At 68.3% G+C, this 16,919-nt stretch carries 15 protein-coding genes; 6 read left to right on the top strand and 9 right to left on the bottom strand.

The window, feature by feature from the left end:
- The first annotated feature begins 34 nt into the window (after positions 1-34).
- Together ACFQ50_RS19605 and ACFQ50_RS19600 are read left to right on the top strand one after the other, a co-directional pair.
- Positions 35-1,255: an acyl-CoA dehydrogenase family protein gene (locus tag ACFQ50_RS19605; protein WP_377997305.1), complete on the top strand. Its 1,221-nt coding sequence runs from the start codon at positions 35-37 to the stop codon at positions 1,253-1,255.
- 54 nt (positions 1,256-1,309) lie between these two features.
- On the top strand, positions 1,310-2,992 hold the full coding sequence (locus ACFQ50_RS19600; protein ID WP_377997304.1) for a phospholipase D family protein: 1,683 nt from the start codon (positions 1,310-1,312) through the stop codon (positions 2,990-2,992).
- 59 nt (positions 2,993-3,051) lie between these two features.
- On the opposite strand, the gene ACFQ50_RS19595 is transcribed toward ACFQ50_RS19600, so the two are convergent.
- The 7 genes from ACFQ50_RS19595 to ACFQ50_RS19565 form a co-directional block, all read right to left on the bottom strand.
- Positions 3,052-3,795, bottom strand: a complete 744-nt coding sequence (locus ACFQ50_RS19595; protein WP_377997303.1) for an SDR family oxidoreductase — start codon at positions 3,793-3,795, stop codon at positions 3,052-3,054.
- Positions 3,792-5,183, bottom strand: coding sequence for a glycosyltransferase 87 family protein (locus tag ACFQ50_RS19590; RefSeq protein ID WP_377997302.1), 1,392 nt, complete (start codon positions 5,181-5,183; stop codon positions 3,792-3,794). The genes ACFQ50_RS19595 and ACFQ50_RS19590 overlap by 4 nt, the downstream gene beginning before the upstream one ends.
- Positions 5,184-5,272: 89 nt before the next feature.
- Complete coding sequence (locus tag ACFQ50_RS19585) at positions 5,273-6,760, bottom strand: MFS transporter (RefSeq protein WP_377997301.1); 1,488 nt, start codon at positions 6,758-6,760, stop codon at positions 5,273-5,275.
- On the bottom strand, positions 6,757-7,305 hold the full coding sequence (locus ACFQ50_RS19580) for a winged helix-turn-helix transcriptional regulator (RefSeq protein ID WP_377997300.1): 549 nt from the start codon (positions 7,303-7,305) through the stop codon (positions 6,757-6,759). Before ACFQ50_RS19580 ends, ACFQ50_RS19585 begins: the two co-directional genes overlap by 4 nt.
- A gap of 124 nt (positions 7,306-7,429) precedes the next feature.
- Complete coding sequence (locus tag ACFQ50_RS19575) at positions 7,430-8,767, bottom strand: glycosyltransferase 87 family protein (protein ID WP_377997299.1); 1,338 nt, start codon at positions 8,765-8,767, stop codon at positions 7,430-7,432.
- A complete protein-coding gene (locus ACFQ50_RS19570; RefSeq protein ID WP_377997298.1) occupies positions 8,764-9,927 on the bottom strand; it encodes a cystathionine gamma-synthase in 1,164 nt (387 codons plus the stop codon). The genes ACFQ50_RS19575 and ACFQ50_RS19570 overlap by 4 nt, the downstream gene beginning before the upstream one ends.
- Positions 9,928-9,939: 12 nt before the next feature.
- Complete coding sequence (locus tag ACFQ50_RS19565; RefSeq protein WP_377997297.1) at positions 9,940-11,325, bottom strand: cystathionine beta-synthase; 1,386 nt, start codon at positions 11,323-11,325, stop codon at positions 9,940-9,942.
- A gap of 119 nt (positions 11,326-11,444) precedes the next feature.
- Between ACFQ50_RS19565 and ACFQ50_RS19560 the strand changes: the two genes are divergently transcribed.
- Both ACFQ50_RS19560 and ACFQ50_RS19555 read left to right on the top strand, forming a co-directional pair.
- On the top strand, positions 11,445-12,578 hold the full coding sequence (locus ACFQ50_RS19560) for an SLC13 family permease (protein ID WP_377997320.1): 1,134 nt from the start codon (positions 11,445-11,447) through the stop codon (positions 12,576-12,578).
- A gap of 126 nt (positions 12,579-12,704) precedes the next feature.
- Complete coding sequence (locus tag ACFQ50_RS19555) at positions 12,705-13,226, top strand: VOC family protein (RefSeq protein WP_377997296.1); 522 nt, start codon at positions 12,705-12,707, stop codon at positions 13,224-13,226.
- On the opposite strand, the gene ACFQ50_RS19550 is transcribed toward ACFQ50_RS19555, so the two are convergent.
- Positions 13,145-13,552, bottom strand: a complete 408-nt coding sequence (locus ACFQ50_RS19550) for a VOC family protein (RefSeq protein ID WP_377997295.1) — start codon at positions 13,550-13,552, stop codon at positions 13,145-13,147. The genes ACFQ50_RS19555 and ACFQ50_RS19550 overlap by 82 nt on opposite strands.
- A 150-nt stretch (positions 13,553-13,702) precedes the next feature.
- Between ACFQ50_RS19550 and ACFQ50_RS19545 the strand changes: the two genes are divergently transcribed.
- Positions 13,703-14,704: a DNA-3-methyladenine glycosylase family protein gene (locus ACFQ50_RS19545; RefSeq protein ID WP_377997294.1), complete on the top strand. Its 1,002-nt coding sequence runs from the start codon at positions 13,703-13,705 to the stop codon at positions 14,702-14,704.
- A gap of 112 nt (positions 14,705-14,816) precedes the next feature.
- On the opposite strand, the gene ACFQ50_RS19540 is transcribed toward ACFQ50_RS19545, so the two are convergent.
- Positions 14,817-16,490, bottom strand: a complete 1,674-nt coding sequence (locus tag ACFQ50_RS19540; protein ID WP_377997293.1) for an AMP-binding protein — start codon at positions 16,488-16,490, stop codon at positions 14,817-14,819.
- A 103-nt stretch (positions 16,491-16,593) separates the two neighbouring features.
- Between ACFQ50_RS19540 and ACFQ50_RS19535 the strand changes: the two genes are divergently transcribed.
- Entirely contained in the window at positions 16,594-16,872 is a 279-nt protein-coding gene (locus ACFQ50_RS19535) for a putative quinol monooxygenase (protein ID WP_377997292.1), read from the top strand.
- Positions 16,873-16,919 lie beyond the last annotated feature (47 nt).

Here is a 16,919-nt window from a genome sequence, read left to right as displayed (position 1 = left end):
CCGGCACGGCCGCACAGGCACGTAGGATGCTGCAATGAGCGATGATGCCCTTGATCCTGCGGAAGCTTCGGCCGAGTATGGCCTCCCGGACCCTTCGGATGTCCTGGCCCTGGATTCCCTGCTGACCGCCGATGAGCGGGCCCTGCGGCAGCGGATCCGGGACTTCACCGACCAGCAGATCCGCCCCGACATCGCCGACTGGTACGAGCAGGGTGTCTTTCCCCTGCACCTGCCGGCGCAACTGGGCGAGCTGGGCGTCCTGGGCATGCACCTGGAGGGCTACGGCTGCCCAGGCCGGTCCGCCGTCGAGTACGGTCTGGCCGCCATGGAGCTGGAAGCCGGCGATTCGGGAATCCGCACGTTCGTTTCGGTCCAGGGCTCCCTGGCGATGAGCGCCATCCACAAATGGGGCTCAGAGGACCAGAAACAGGAGTGGCTCCCCCGGATGGCCGCCGGCGAGGTGATCGGCTGTTTCGCGCTGACGGAGCCGACGGCGGGCTCGGACCCGTCGTCGATGACCACCGTTGCGCGGCAGGACGGGACCGGAGAGGATGCCGGCTGGATCCTGGACGGCGCCAAGCGCTGGATCGGGCTCGCCTCTGTTGCCGACGTGCTGGTGGTCTGGGCAAAGACCGACGACGGCGTCCGCGGCTTCCTCGTGCCCGCCGGCACGGCGGGTGTCAACGCCACGCCGATCGGGCGGAAGCTGTCCATGCGCGCTTCGATCCAATGCGATGTGACGTTCGACGGCGTCCGGCTGGGGCCGGAGGCGATGTTGCCGGGTGCGCGGGGACTGAGCGGCCCGTTCAGCTGCCTCAACGAGGCACGGTACGGCATCGCCTGGGGTGCCATGGGCGCGGCCCGCGACTCCTATGAGGCAGCGCTGCGGTATTCGATGGAGCGCCTGCAGTTCGGCAAGCCGCTGGCCGGGTACCAGCTGACGCAGGAGAAGCTCGTCAACATGCTGCTCGAGGTGCAGAAGGGCACCATGCTCGCCCTGCACCTTGGCCGGCTCAAGGACTCCGGGCGGCTCCGCCCGGAGCAGATCTCGCTGGCCAAGCTGAACAACGTCCGCGAGGCGATCAAGGTGGCGCGGGAAGCCCGGACTGTCCTGGGCGGCAACGGCATCACCCTGGACTATCCGCCGCTGCGGCACGCAGCCAACCTCGAGTCGGTGCGCACCTACGAAGGGACGGACGAGGTGCACACCCTCATCCTTGGCCAGCACATCACAGAGCTCTCCGCGTTCCGCTGAACGGCCCGGGCCTACCCCTCGCCGCGGCCGCATTGTCGGGAGCATACTGGGCACATGGCTGACGCTGACGATTCCCTGGCCTTGGGACGGACCGGGGAACACCGGGCGGACAGCAGTGCCGGTGCCTGGTTCCTGAGTGGCGCTGAGCGGGGGAACGCAGCCACCGACGTGCACGCGGGCGGCGCCGGAACGCCGTCGTGGTCGGAGGGCAACCTCGTGCGGCCCCTGATTCATGGGGCGACCTACTTCGCCCGGCTCCATGAGGAGCTGTCGGCCCTGGATCCGGGAGACCGCGTGTGGTTCACCGACTGGCGTGGCGATGCCGACGAGCGGCTGACGGCGGATGGACCGACGATCGGTGAGTTGCTGGCCGGGGTGGCCCGGGCCGGAGTGGAAGTGCGCGGCCTGATTTGGCGTTCCCACGGCGAGCGCGTGTCGGCCCCGATGAGCCGGCGGTCCAACGAGCTCCTCAGCCAACAGATCAACGACGCCGGCGGGGAGGTGCTGCTGGACCAGCGGGTGCGCCTCTTCGGCTGCCACCACCAGAAAATGGTCGTCATCCGCCGGCGGGACGACCCGTCGCGGGACGTCGCGTTCGTGGGCGGGATCGATCTTTCCCACAGCCGCCGGGACGATGCCGATCACGAAGGGGACCCGCAGGCGGTGGCCATGGATTCCCGGTATGGAAAAACACCGCCGTGGCACGATGCCGCGCTCGAACTCCGGGGCCCGGTCGTGGCAGATGTGCTGGAATTGTTCGCCGAACGGTGGAATGATCCCCATCCCCTGGACCGCCGGACACCGTACCGGATGCTGCTGCAACGTCTGGCCGATATGCCCCGGCACCCCGAACCGCTTCCGGCCACTGCGCCGCCCCCGCCGCCTGCGGGACCTCATGCCGTGCAGCTGCTGCGTACCTACGGTATGAAGCACCCGCCGTTCCCGTTCGCACCTGGCGGTGAGCGGAGCATCGCACGGGCCTACACGAAAGCCTTCGCCCGGGCCCGCTCGCTGATCTACATCGAGGACCAGTACCTGTGGTCTGAAGAGGTCGCGGCCGGCATCGCAACGGCCCTGGAACGCAACCCCGAGTTGAACGTAATCGCCGTCGTGCCGCGCTACCCGGACTCGGACGGCATTCTCGGGGGACCGCCCAAGCGGGTCGGGCAGATCCGTGCCATCAGCAGGATGCGGCGGGTTGCGCCCGACAGGGTCGGGGTGTTTGATCTGGAAAACCGTGCCGGGACTCCGATCTATGTGCATGCCAAGATCTGCATCATCGACGATGCCTGGTTCACCTGCGGATCGGACAACTTCAACCGTCGCTCCTGGACCACCGACAGCGAGCTCACCTGCGCCGTCATCGACACTACTGCCACTCCTCCGGAACCGCCCACTTCAGACGCTGGGCAAGGGCCAAACGCGGTTTCCGGCGCTTCCCGGCCGTTGGCCTACGGGCTGCGGCTCCAGCTCTGGGCCGAACACCTGGGCCTGGACGAGGATGATCCTCAGCTCCACGCCCCGGCGGCCGGGCTGAAACTCTGGAACGCCTATGCCGACGCTCTGGACCATTGGCACGCAACAGGCCGCCGCACGCCCCGTCCCAAGGGACAGGTGCGCCACCACACTCCTGAGCCGGTGCCACCCCTTCAGCGTCTCTGGGCAGGCGCTGCAAACCGCCTCGTGGTGGACCCGGACGGCCGGCCCCGCCGGATGCGCGGCACTACACGGTTCTAGCGGCAGGACGCACTTCCCATGGCCGGGACCTGGGCCACCCCAAGGGTGCGCCGACACCGTCAGGCCGAGAACCCGCCGTCGGCCTTAATGAGCTGACCGGATACCCAGCGGCCTGCCGGGGACAGCAGGAATGCCACCGTTCCCGCCACGTCCGCGGGGGTTCCCAGCCTGCCGCCGGGCTGGCGCCGGGTCAGTTCTTCACGAAGCGGGCCGTCCATCCAGCCGGTGTCCACAGGCCCGGGATTCAGCACATTGGCGCTGATGCCCAGCGGTCCAAGCTCACGCGCTGCGGCGATGACGATCCGGTCCAGCGCCCCCTTGGACGCACCGTACGGCAGGTTGAATGCTGTGTGGTCACTGGTCAGCGCGACGATCGCGCCGCCGTGGTCCGTTGCCTGCTGCGCGAAGGCGCGGATCAGCTGCCAACTGGCCCGGGTGTTCACCGCAAAGTGCCGCTCGAAGCTTTCAAGGCTGGTGTCCAGGATGCCCGAGTCGACGGATTCGGCGTGGCTGAGCACCATGCCGTGAAGGGCTCCTGCCTGCGCGGACACCTCTGCCATGAGCCGGTCCACGGCGCCGGGGTCCTGGAGGTTGGCGGGCAGCGCCACCACCTTGGAGCCGATGGCCTCCAGTTCGGCGGTGAGCCGGCCGACGTCGTCAGGCTGGATGCCCCAGGGCATGCGGGCGTCGTAGTCCTGCCAGTAGGTCAGCACCAGGTCCCAGCCGTCGGCGGCCAGCTGGCGGGCGATCCCCGCACCGATTCCGGCGAGGCGCCCCACGCCGGTGACCAGTGCTGTGCTCATCCGGCCAGCTCCGCCACGGCATCGCGCCGGAGGACCAAGAGCCAGCACACCAGGATGGCCAGCGCGCAGAACACCCCTGCGCTGGACGCCATGATCCATGGCACCGGCGTCTGAAGGTCAAGGTTTTCGGCGCCCAGTGCCGTGCCGATGGTCTTCGGCGAGAACAGGAACACCACCGTGGACACGCCCAGGACGGCGCCCATTCCCCAGCGCGACAGCCGGTGGCGCTGGGGGGTTTCGCGCAGGGTCCAGGCGAACGCCGGAAGCACTGCCGCCATCCAGACCCAGTGGTGCGACCATGAGACGGGGCTGACCAGGAGCATGGTGAGTGCCGTCGCGGAAATGGCCACCACTCTGGCGCCCTGGCTGCTGGCGGTCCTGATGACGGCCGCGCCCAGACCCACAACCAGCAGGCTCAGGAGCATCCACGGCACGTTCACGACGTCCGCCGGCACACCGAAGTGGAGCAGGGCGCCCTTGATGGAGAGGTTGTCCACGTAGCCGGCGCCGCCGATCCGGGACGTGTCGGGAAGAATCTCCAGCCAGAAACTGAGGGATTCGGCCGGGCGGAGCACCCAGCCGAGCAGCACCGTCAAGGCAAAGCCGGCGCTCATGTTCAGCAGTCCGCGCCAGTCCTTGCGCACCAGGAAATACAGGCCGAAGACCAGGGGCGTCAGCTTGATGCCGGCCGCCACGCCCACCAGGAAACCGCTGCCGGGAACGCCGTTCCGCCAGCGGGGGCTGCCGGACAGCAGGTCCGCCGTCATCAGTCCCAGCAGGAGGATGTTGATCTGGCCGAATGCCAGGGTTTCGCGCCACGGCCCCAGATTCAGGACAGCAAGAAAAAGCACGACGGCGCCGAGCCGGTTGAGTGCGGACCGGAACGTCGGGGAGGCAAAGGTGCTGCGCCAGCCCGGCTTGCTGTTCCAGTACCGGACACCGAGCGCCGCCACCCAGCCGGCCACCGCCACGCCGGCCGTGTTGAACAGCAGCAGCGCGGTGGCCTGCGGCAGTTTCGCCAGCAGGCTGAAGAGGAGCGCCGCGAACGGCGGATAGGTGAAAGGCAGTTCCGGTCCGCCGGCCCAGTTCACCGTGGGTTGGTAGAGGCCCGACGGCGCCGGGCCGGCGTCGTTGAGGATCTTGCCGCCGTACCAGTAGACGCTGAAGTCCAAGCCCTTGTCCGCCCAGGCGTCCAGGCGGCCTGCGACGAAAACGGCCGTCGCCAGTACAGCCAGAAGGACCACCAGTTCGACGGCGGCCAGGACGGGCCAGCGGCCGCGGAGCCGTGGTTCTGCAGGCTGCAGCAGACCGGAATCCCGGCCGGGACCATCCGCGCCGGGTCCCCCGGCGGGTCTGGCGTTCTTTGTTCGGGCGGTAAGCAGTGCCATTCAGTGTCCCCCAGCTGTAGTCCGGCAATGTGCGCCTCCGGGACGCGTAGCGCGTTCTGCCGAAGGAGCCGCGCCCAGGGGCGCCCGGCTCAGTCTACTGAAGCAACTGCCACTGCTGCGGGCCGCCGCCGTCCGGCGTCTTTGCGGATGGTGGCGCTGATGACCGCGGCGATGGTGCACATTGCGGCGGCTCCCAGCCAGGCATACGTGTAGTGGCCGGTGGCGTCGCGGATGGCCCCGGCAGCCAGGGCGGCTGCGGCGGCACCGAGCTGGTGCGCCGCGAACACCCAGCCGAACACCACGCTGCCGTCGGCGCCGAACACCTGGCGGCAGATCGCGGCGGTGGGCGGAACCGTGGCCACCCAGTCGAGGCCGTAGATCACCACGAACACGATCATGCTGGGCTGGACCGAGGAGCCCAGCAGCAGCGGAAGCACCAGAAGCCCGATTCCACGGAACTGGTAGTAGACGGCGAGCAGGATCCGGGGGTTGTAACGGTCGGTCAGCCACCCGGAGGCGATGGTGCCCAGGATGTCGAAGATCCCGACGACGGCGAGCAGGCCGGCCGCCGTCGTTTCCGGCATGCCGTGGTCATGGGCGGACGGGATGAAGTGGGTGCCGATCAGCCCGTTCGTGGTGGCGCCGCAGATGGCGAACCCGGCGGCGAGCGCCCAGAACGTGCGGTTCCGGCTGGCAGTCCGCAGCACCTGCAGCGCCCGGACGGCGGCGTTGCGGCGGGGTTCCGGGGCCGCCTTGCCGGCGTTCCCGGCGGTGGCCGCCTCCCTATTCCCGGCGGTGGCCGCCCTTTCGGCGGTGGCCCCGGACGGTTCCTCTGCCCCGTAAGGCAACGCCCCGACGTCGGCCGGTGAGTTTTTCAGGAACTTCAGCACCAGCGGGACCACAGCCAGCGCCCCGGCGGCAATGAGCAGCGAGGCCTGGCGCCAGCCCGGATCCTGGGCGAGCAAGGCGATGAACGGCAGGAAGACCAGCTGCCCTGCGGCGCTGCCGGCGGTCAGAATGCCGATCACTAGGCCCCTGCTCTTGGTGAACCAGGTGTTGGCGATGGTCGCCGCGAACACCAGCGCCATGGAACCCGTGCCCAGGCCGATGAGCAGGCCCCAGGTGAGGAGGATCTGCCAGGACTGGTTGACCAGCACGGTCAGGGCGCTGCCGGCACCGATCAGTCCGAGCGCGACGGCGGTGACGGACCGGACGCCGAACCGCTCCATGAGGGCCGCGGCAAACGGGGCCGTGAGCCCGAAGAGCACCAGGTTAATGCTCACCGCGGCAGACAGGACCGTGGTGGACCAGCCGAACTCCTGCTGCAGCGGCACCATGAGGACACCGGGCGCGGCACGGAATCCGGCGGCACCCACGAGCGCCAAAAACGCCACCGCCGCCACGGCCCACGCCGGATGCAACCGACGCCGCTTCTTCGGCCCCTCCTCTGGAGTCTCCGGACCTTTCTCGAGTGCCTTCGTCCCTTCCTCTGGAGTTTTTGTCCACGTATCGTCCTCTAAAGCCCCTTCAGGGCGCGATATCTGGACGAAAACTCCGGGGTCCTCGGGGGTAGTCATGCGGCTGTTCCTTCTTCTCCGCCGCTTTGGACGCGGTTGGTCGTTTTGTCGGTGTGCCGGGGTGCCGTGGCCAGCGGGAGCGGTGCGCTGCTGCGCGTCAGGCTGTGCCAGCTAGTGTTCTCCGCCGTGAGCCGTTCCCCGCATTCCGTGCAGGTGTCCGCGGACGCCGTCCGCTGGCCGCACGTTGCGTGGACGATGTACATGTGGGCCTGCTCGGAGGGGGCCTGCAGATGCTTTTCGGACCAGAGGACGACGGCGTTGAGGACCGGCAGGGCGTCCTCACCTTTGCCGGTGAGGACGTACTCGTGGCGGGTGCGGCCGCCGTCGTCGTAGGGCTGTTTTACCAGCAGGCCGGACTCCACAAGGGAGGCAAGCCGCCGGGTGAGGACGGAGTCAGCCACCTGGAGGCGCGCCTTCATCGCGTCGAAGCGGCCATTGCCGAAGAAGACCTCGCGGAGGACCAGCATGCCCCAGGGGTCGCCGAAAATATCCAGGCCGCGGGCCATGCTGCAGTTGCGCTGGGACCAGTCAGAACGGAGAGCCATGCTGCGACCATATCTAACTTTCTTGAAGAAAGCTAGCCGTCGCGCCTGGGCGAATCGAGATGGCAGTTGACGTCAGTGTTCCGCGGAAACACTGCCGTGAAGTGCCACCTCGACGAGGAGCTGGCTAGGGGCGCGGACGGATCCCTGTCCGCGAGGGCCGGTAGGCGGCGGCCCAGTACACCAGCAGCGCCACGCCGCACACCACGCCCAGGCTGGAGGCCATGAGCGGCCACTGTGTCCGCGGGTTCACGCCCCAGACCTCGGCGCCGGCCGCCATCGCGAGGTCCTTGGGTGCGAGGTAGAAGGCCACGGCCGAGGCAGCCACCACCAGCCATCCGCCCAGCCGCATCAGGCCGGTCCGGGAGGGAACGCGGTGCATGGCGAAGGCCATGGACGGCAGCGCCACCGCGATCCACACCCAGTGATGGGACCACGAGACGGGGCTGACCAGGAGCATGAGCACAGCGGTCGCGGACACCGCCACGAAGTTTTCCTCCACGGCCACCGCCCACCTGATCACCAGCGCCGTGAGTACGGCCAGGGCCAGTGCAAGCACCAGCCACAGCAGGCTGGTGAAGCCCGAGTCCGGCAGTCCGGAGTGCAGCAGCAGCCCCTTCAGCGACAGGTTGTCCACGTACCCCGGATCGCCGATGCGCCCGGTGTTGGGCAGGATCCTGGTCCAGAACGTCACGGACGCCTCGGGCAGGGCGGCCCCGGCCACGGCGACGGAGCCGAGGAAACCGGCGGCCATCCAGCCCAGGGCCCTGAAATCGCGGCGCACCAGAAAATACAGCCCGAACGCCAGCGGCGTCAGCTTGATGCCGGCAGCGACGCCGATCAGCAGGCCCGCAGGCCACCGGATCTCACCCGCCCGGGCTTTTCCGTGCAGCGCGAAGTCGGCCAGGATCAGGCCCATCAGGATGATGTTGATCTGCCCGAACACGAAGGTGTCCCGCCACGGCCCCAGCAGCACGATGGCCCCGGTCCCGGCCAGCGCCACGGTCCGGAACCGCCAGTCCGCAAAGGCAGCGCGCCAGCGGGTCATGCCGAAGTAGTGCCGGGCGAGCCAGGCGGAGACCACCGCGGCCCCGCCCAGCGCAGCCCAGATAAAGAGCTGGGCGCTTTGGCCCAGGCTCAGAGTGGCCAGGCCGGCGAACAGCAGTGCGGCAAACGGCGGATAGGTGAACGGCAGGCCGTCCCGGGGCGCGTACAGCTCGCTGATGCCGGCCTCGCCGGTCTGCAGCACCTTGGTGCCGCCGTAGTAGTAGACCTCGAAGTCGTTCATGACCGGGGCATACTCGGCATACAGCCACATCAGGGCGAGGACGACGGCGGCAGCACCGCCCGCCGTCGCGAGCCAGCCGAGGACGGCCCGGCGCGCCGTGCCCGGGCTGCCGCCCTCCGGGCGGCCGGTTTCCGGCCGGGGACCGGCGCCTTCCTGCGTCTGCGGGGAGGCCGTCACTGGATGTGCGTGAAGGCTTGCTCAAGGTCGGCGATGAGGTCCTCGACGTCCTCGATGCCGCAGGAGAGCCGGATCAGGTTTACGGGGACGGCAAGCTCGGTGCCCTTGACCGAGGCGTGCGTCATCTCGGACGGGTAGTTCATCAGCGACTCGATGCCGCCCAGCGACTCGGCCAGGGTGAAGACGGACGTATTTTCCGCGACCTTCCGTGCAGCAGCCTCGCCGCCCTTGAACTGCACCGAGATCATGCCGCCGAACTTCTTCATCTGCTTCTTGGCCAGCTCGTGGCCGGGGTGCGAGGGCAGGCCCGGGTAGAGTACGGCCTCCACCTCGGGGCACTCCAGCAGCCATTCGGCGACGGCCTGGGCGTTGTCGCTGTGCCGGTCCATGCGCACGCCCAGGGTCTTCAGCCCGCGCGTGGTGAGGAAGGCGTCCATGGGACCGGAGACGGCGCCCACGGCGAACTGCACGAAGCCGATCTTCTCGGCCAGGCCGGCGTCCTTGACCACCACGGCGCCGCCCACCACGTCGGAGTGGCCGCCGATGTACTTGGTGGTGGAGTGGACCACGACGTCGGCACCCAGGCCGAGCGGGGTCTGCAGGTAGGGCGACGCGAAGGTGTTGTCGACGATCAGGAGGGCCCCGGCGTCGTGCGCCACCTTGGCGAGCGCCTCGATGTCGGTGATCTTCATCATCGGGTTGGACGGTGTTTCCACCCAGACGAAGCGGGTCTTGTTGGCTGACACAGCGGCCTGGACGGCGGCGAGGTCGGACATGTCCACGGGCGTGTTGCCGATCCCCCAGTCGCCCAGCACACGGCTGATCAGCCGGTAGGTGCCGCCGTAGGCGTCATTGCCGAGCACGATGTGGTCGCCCGGCCGCAGCAGGGCGCGGATGAGTGAATCCTCTGCCGCGAGTCCCGAGCTGAAGGAGTAGGCGTGGGTGCCGCCCTCGAGCGCCGCGAGCTGCTCCTGCAGGGCGTCGCGGGTGGGGTTGCCGCCGCGGCCGTATTCGTAGCCGTCCCGCAGCCCGCCGATGCCGTCCTGGGCATAGGTCGAGCTGAAGTGCAGCGGCGGAACCACGGCGCCGGTGCGCGGCTCGAAGGCCTGACCGGCGTGCACGGCGCGGGTGTTGAATCCTTGGTTCTCAGAGACAGACATGGGGCTCCTTGATCAGTTGCTGAGGTAGGCGAGGAGGTCGTGGCGGGTCAGGATGCCGATGGGCGCGCCGACGAACGTCACCATCACGGTGTCCACGTCGGAGAGCAGTTCGCGGGCGGCGGAGATGGTTTCGAGGGAGCCGATCACCGGCAGCCTCTCCCCCATGTGCTCGGCGATCTTGTCCGTCAGCCTGGCCTCGCCGCGGAACAGCTTGGCGGTCAGGCTCCGTTCATCCACGGCGCCCAGCACTTCGCCCATCACCACGGGCGGCTCCGCCGACAGGACCGGGATGTGGCTGACGCCGTACTCATTCATGATGTTGATGACGTCGCGGACGGTCTCGTTCGGGTGGATGTGCACCAGGTCCGGCAGTTCGCCCGTCTTGGACTTGATGACCTCGCCCACGGAGGCCTCCTCGCCGCCGGAGAGGAAGCCGTAGGAACGCATCCACTGGTCGTTGAAGATCTTGGCGAGGTAGCCGCGGCCGGAATCGGGCAGGATCACCACCACCACCGCGTCCTCGGGGAGGTCCTGGGCGGTGCGCAGGGCGGCCACCACGGCCATGCCGGAGGAGCCGCCCACCAGCAGGCCTTCCTCGCGGGCAAGGCGCCGGGTCATGGCGAAGGAGTCGGCGTCGCTCACGGCGAGGACCTGGTCCGGGACCGACTTGTCGTAGTTGGCGGGCCACATGTCCTCGCCCACGCCTTCCACGAAGTACGGGCGCCCGGTGCCGCCTGAGTAGACAGAGCCTTCGGGGTCGGCCCCGATGATCCTGACCCGGCCGCCGTCGGACTCCGGACGGTCCGCCGACACCTCCTTGAGGTAGCGGCCGGTGCCGGTGATGGTGCCGCCGGTGCCGGCGCCGATGACGCAGTGCGTCACCTTGCCGTCGGTGTCCCGCCAGATTTCGGGGCCGGTGGACTCGTAGTGGCTCAGCGGCGCCGCGGGGTTGGAAAACTGGTCCGGCTTGTACGCGCCGGGGATTTCGCTGACCAGGCGGTCGGACACGCCGTAGTAGCTCTGCGGGCTGTCAGGTTCGACGGCGGTGGGCGTCACCACCACTTCGGCGCCGTAGGCCTCGAGCACGGCGCGCTTGTCCTCGCCCACCTTGTCCGGGACCACGAAGATGCATTTGTAGCCTTTTTGCTGCGCCACGAGGGCAAGGCCCACGCCGGTGTTTCCGGAGGTGGGTTCGATGATGGTACCGCCGGGCTTGAGCTTGCCGTCGCGTTCGGCTTCCTCGACCATCTTCGCCGCGATGCGGTCCTTGATGGATCCGCCGGGGTTCACGTATTCCAGCTTCACGAGGACGGTGGCTTTGATGCCTTCCGTGACGTGGTTCAGCTTGATGAGGGGGGTGTTGCCGATGAGGTCCAGGACTGACTGGGCGTACTTCATGGGTACCAACTTACCGCCTTGGGCCAGCTGGTTGTCCCAGCGGCTTTCGGTGCGAAGATTGGGCAGTGGCGCGCCCCCGAATACCGAAGAATGTGCGGAGCTATCTGCTGCCGGGCTTCATGCTGCTTGCCGGGGCCGCCTGCCTCGGCGGCGGCCTGCTGCCATGGCCCGCGTTCGGGGAGTTGGCGGGGCGCACGGTCCCCGTCCTCGCCTTCGTGGTGGCGATGACCGTTGTCACGGAACTCGTTGATGATGCGGGGCTGTTCCGCGTGGTGACGGACCGCATTTCGGCGCTGGGCCGGGGCCGGGTCTTCCTGCTGTGGCTCTTTGTGCTTGCCTTGTCCTCCGTCGCCACGGCTTTTCTGTCGCTCGATACCACGGCGGTGCTGGTGACCCCCGTGGTGGTGCTGCTCGCCGTCAATGCCAGGATCCCGCCCCTGCCCTTCGCCCTGAGCACCGTGTGGCTGGCCAACACCGCGTCGCTGTTCCTGCCGGTCTCCAACCTGACGAACCTGCTGGCGCAGTCGAACATGGCCCTGAGCCCGCTGGGATTCGCCAGGCTGATGTGGGCGCCTGCCGCCGTCGGCGTCCTGGTGCCTGCGCTGCTGCTCTGGCTCGCGTTCCACCGGGACCTGACTGGCCGCTACGGGCCGCAGCCGGTTCACCCTGCCGGCGACCGGACGCTGCTGCGGGCCTCGGCCGGCACGCTGCTCGTGCTGCTTCCGGCGCTGGTTTCGGGGATTGCTGTGGCGGTTCCTGCCACTGCAGCCGCGGGGTTCCTGGTGGCCATGTTCCTGTGGCGGCGGCCGTCAGCCCTGCACTGGTCCATGCTGCCCTGGCGACCGCTGATGCTGACCGCGGGGCTGTTCATGGTGGTTGAGACCCTGCACTCGCATGGCCTCACCGAGGCTCTGGCACCCGCGGCCGGAACCGGCGAGACGTTCCCTGACCTGCTGCGACTCGCGGCGCTGGGGGCCGGTTCCGCCAACGTCGCCAACAACCTCCCGGCCTACCTGGCCCTGGAACCGGTGGCCGGATCGCCGCTACGGCTGGGCGCACTTTTGATCGGAGTGAACCTGGGACCGCTCATTTCGCCCTGGGCGTCGCTCGCCACGCTGCTCTGGCACGAGCGGCTGCAGAGCCTCAACCTGCGGGTGCGTTGGGGCGGCTTCGCGGTGGCCGGCTTGGTCGCCGTCGTCCTTGCCCTTCCCCTGGCAGTCCTGGCGCTCTGGCTGGGCAACGGAATGCCTTGACGGCCTATTTGCCGTTCCCGAAGCACTAGCCAAGGCGTGCCCGGGCAGGGCAAGCTGGCTACGCACCCGCCCCGGGTGCGTAGCTCAGTGTCATTGAGTCTCAATGCTGTTGAAAGGAACCGTGCCTTGGACTGGACCCTCGAAGTGGTTGTGCTGCCCGTGAGCGACATCGGCCGGGCCGTGGAGTTCTACCGGGACAAGGTCGGTTTCAACCTGGATCACGACACTCAGAACGAGCACATGCATGTGGTCCAGCTGACGCCTCCCGGTTCGGGGTGTTCGATCGTCATCGGAGACCTGCCCTCGCAGAACGAGATGGCGCCGGGCTCCATGCGCGGCCTGCAGCTGGTGGTGGCGGATGCCCGGGCCGCGCGCGACGAACTGCTCAGCCGCGGCGTGGAAGCCAGCGAAGTCACCGTCTTCGACGAGCGCGACGGCGGAACGTTCTTCGGATTCAGCGATCCTGACGGCAACACGTGGGCCGTGCAGGAGCTACGGATCCGCGCCCAGAAACCGCTGATCCCGGTGGAAGCCCGCGGCCGCTTCGGCGAGGAGTTGGCCGGCCTTTATCCCTCCGTGCCTCCGGCTTCCCCGGCCGGCAGGTTCTCCCAGAGCCCCAGGATGTTGCCCTCGGTGTCCTTGAAGTAGGCGTAGTGGCCCATGCCCGGAATGGTCTCCTTGGCCTTCACCACGGAACCGCCCAGCTGCTCGACAGTTTTCAGCGTCGCGTCGATGTCCTCAACGTCCACCGTGATGACGGGCGTGGTCAGTTCCCCGGCCCTGGCCATCATGCCGCCGTTGATCGCACCCGGCTCGGTGGGCCTGCCGGTCTTTTCATCCATCGGCGTGGTGATCACCACGTTGTAGTCCATCTCCGGCATCGGATCGATCCGCCAGCCGAGGGCCTGATTGTAGAAGTTTCTGGCGCGGTCCTGGTCGTCCGCGGGGATTTCGAAATGCACCACTCCACCCATTGCGATCACCTACAACTCGAAGGAAGGACACGGCCCGCCCGCGCCACACACGGATTGTAGTCCTGCCGGGCGCGAAGGATAAGGGCCCGGCAAAACCCTCCCGGCGGGTAGGGCGGCAAGTTTGTCGGTGCGGCGTGGGACGATGTTGATATGACCATTGCTGACGCCCCCGCCCGGCTGGCAACCGCGGCGGATGCGTCCCTCAGGTGGCATCCGGGCGGCCCGTATGACGTGCACCGCACCCTGGGCATCCTGATGCGCGGCAACGGTGACCCCTCCTTCGCCTCGCGGCCGGACGGGCTGTGGATGGCGTTCACGACGCCGGATGGCCCGGTGACGCTGCGACTCACCGTGGACGGCGCGGCAGGATTGGGACGGGACAGCAGCAGCGGCCCCTACGTCGATGCCCTGGCGTGGGGCCCCGGCTCAGGCGCTGCCCTCGCGGGCCTTCCCCGGCTCCTGGGCGCAGACGACGACTGGTCCGCTTTCGACGAGCCCTCCTTCGCATCGTCACTGCCCCACATGGTCCGTGAGGCCCGCCGACGGAACCCGGACGTCCGGCTCCCGTCCACCGGGCGGATGGTTGATTCCCTCGTGCCCACCATTTTGGAGCAGAAGGTCACGGTCATCGAGGCGCGGCGGGGTTTCCGTTACCTGATGTACCGGCACGGAACGCCCGCCCCCGGTGCCGGCACCGTTGCGCCCGTCGGGTTGCTGGTCCGGCCCACTGCCGAAGCGTGGCTTCGCATTCCGTCCTGGGAATGGCACAAGGCGGGAGTCGGCCCGCAGCGGTCGGCGACCGTCATGCGCGCCCTGCGATCCGCCGTCGCGCTTGAACGGCTGGCTTCCCTCCCCGCGGCGGAGGCAGCCGCCAAGATGCAGAGCATCCCGGGGATCGGGGTGTGGACGGCCGCCGAAGTGGTGCAGCGGACGCACGGCTGCCCCGACTCCATCGCGGTGGGTGATTACCACCTGGCGGCATATGTTGGCGCGGCGCTGACCGGACGGCGGACGGACGACGCCGGCATGCTGGCCCTGCTGGAACCGTGGACGGGGCACCGCCAGCGGGTGGTCCGCATGCTCAGCCTAAGCGGCTTCCGGAAACCGACGTTCGGCCCGCGGATGACCATCCAGGACCACCGCGCCCACTGACCCCCAGACCAAGCGCGAACGTACACTTAAGCCCCGCGCGCCTGGGCCACAACTGTACGTTCGCGCCCACCCCGCGGGCCACAACTGTACCTTCGCGCTACGGGGCCCAGCGTCAGAGGCCCAGCCGGGCGACCGCTTCCTCGCGCATCTGCACCTTGCGGATCTTCCCGGACACCGTCATGGGGAAGCTGTCGCGGACGTCGACGTAGCGGGGCACCTTGTAGTGCGCCAGCTTTCCGCGGCAGAACTCCGCCACCGCCGCCGCGTCCAGGGGTTCGGCCCCGGGCTTGAGGATGATGCAGGCCATGAGTTCCTCGCCATATGTGGCGTCCGGCACCCCGATCACCTGCACGTCCTGGATGGACGGATGCGTGTAGAGGAATTCCTCGATCTCGCGCGGATAGATGTTTTCGCCGCCGCGGATCACCATGTCCTTCATCCGGCCCTCGATCACCACGTACCCGTCGCCGTCCATGCGGGCCAGGTCGCCGGTGTGCATCCAGCCGTCGGCATCGATGGCTTCCGCCGTCTTGTCGGGCTGGTTCCAGTACCCCTGCATGACGGCGTAGCCGCGGGTGCACAGTTCGCCGATCTCGCCGCGCTCCACCACTTCCCCGAGGGGGTCCACCACCTTGCTTTCCAGCCGCGGCATGGTGCGCCCCACGGTTTCCGTCCGCTGCTGCAGCGTGTCCCCGTCGCGGGTCATGGTGGACACGGGCGACGTCTCGGTCATGCCGTAGCAGATGGCCACGTCCTTCATGTTCATCTCGGAAATGACCCGGTTCATCACCTCGATCGGGCACAGCGAACCGGCCATCACCCCGGTGCGGAGCGTGGCGAGGTCGTATGAGGCGAAATCGGGCAGCGCGAGTTCGGCGATGAACATGGTGGGCACCCCGTACAGGGAGGTCCCGCCGAAATCCTGCACCGCCTCCAGCGCGGCGGCCGGCGTGAACCCGCGCCCCGGGATGATCGTCGCTGCGCCATGGCTCAGCGCGTTCAGGTTGCCGATCACCATTCCGAAGCAGTGGTAGAAGGGCACCGGAATCACCACCCGGTCGTGTTCGGTGTAGCCCAGCAGCTCGCCGATGGAGTACCCGTTGTTGAGGATGTTGTGGTGCGTCAGCGTGGCACCCTTGGGGAAACCCGTCGTCCCGGAGGTGTACTGCAGGTTGATCGGATCGTGCGGATCAAGGGCCGCCATACGGTCCTTGAGTTCGGAATGCCCGACGGCGTCAGCCCGCCTGAGCAGCTCAGCGTACGTCAGCTCCTGCTCGCCCAGGGGGACGCCGGCGTCGAGCCCTTCCACTTCGAAGTCCGGCAGGAAGACGAGCTCACGCAGATCGGGGCAGCCGGCGAGCGCCTGGCGTGCCATGCCCACGTAGTCGCTGTTCGGGTCCGACGGCGCCGCAACCAGCATCCGCATGCCGTTCTGCTTCACCACGAAGTCCAGCTCATGGCTCCGGTAGGACGGATTTACGTTGACCAGGACCGCCCCGATCTTCGCCGTCGCGTACTGCAGGATGGTCCATTCCGCGCAGTTCGGGCTCCAGATGCCGATCCGCTCCCCCTTGGCGACGCCCAAGGCGAGGAGCGCGCGGGCCAGGCGGTCGACGTCGTCGTTCAGTTTGGTGTAGCTCCAGCGGCGGGCGTCGGCCCCGGGTACGGGGGCGGCCTCGATCAGCGCGTCATGCAGCGGGAACCGCGCCACCACGCGCTCAAAGTTGTGGCCGATGGTTTCCTCGAGCAGGGGGACGTCCGCGTCCCCGGCGGTGTAAGCGCGCATGATGGCACGCTATCAACTGGCCCGGTGCTAGAGAAGGAGCACGGCCGGCCAGTGTGGCGTAACCGGTCCGGGCATGCCGTTACGGGCCGGTATTGTGAAATCCATGAGTGCACCCATCGACCTGCAGGCCACGTTCATCCCCAACGACGGCGAGTTCTTCCGCGTGAAGCTCGCCCTGGAAATCGCCATTGACGAGGTAGTCAACGAGCCCGGCTGCCTCCGCTACGAGCTCACCGAGGCGACTGAGGAGAAGCTGGTCCTGACCGAGCGGTGGGAGTCGGAAGAGGCTCTTGACGCGCACTCGAAGGGCATTGCGCTCCAGGACCTGAACGAATCCCTCAGCGCGCTGCTGGCCGAACCGAGCCGGGTGGAACGCCTCTAATTCCTCCGCCGCACCAAAGAACGTGGGCCCCCGCCCGCAGGATTCCC

The organism is Arthrobacter sp. NPDC056493 (genome assembly GCF_042795115.1).
GTDB lineage: Bacteria > Actinomycetota > Actinomycetes > Actinomycetales > Micrococcaceae > Arthrobacter.
This window is presented reverse-complemented; position numbering and strand designations above follow the sequence as displayed.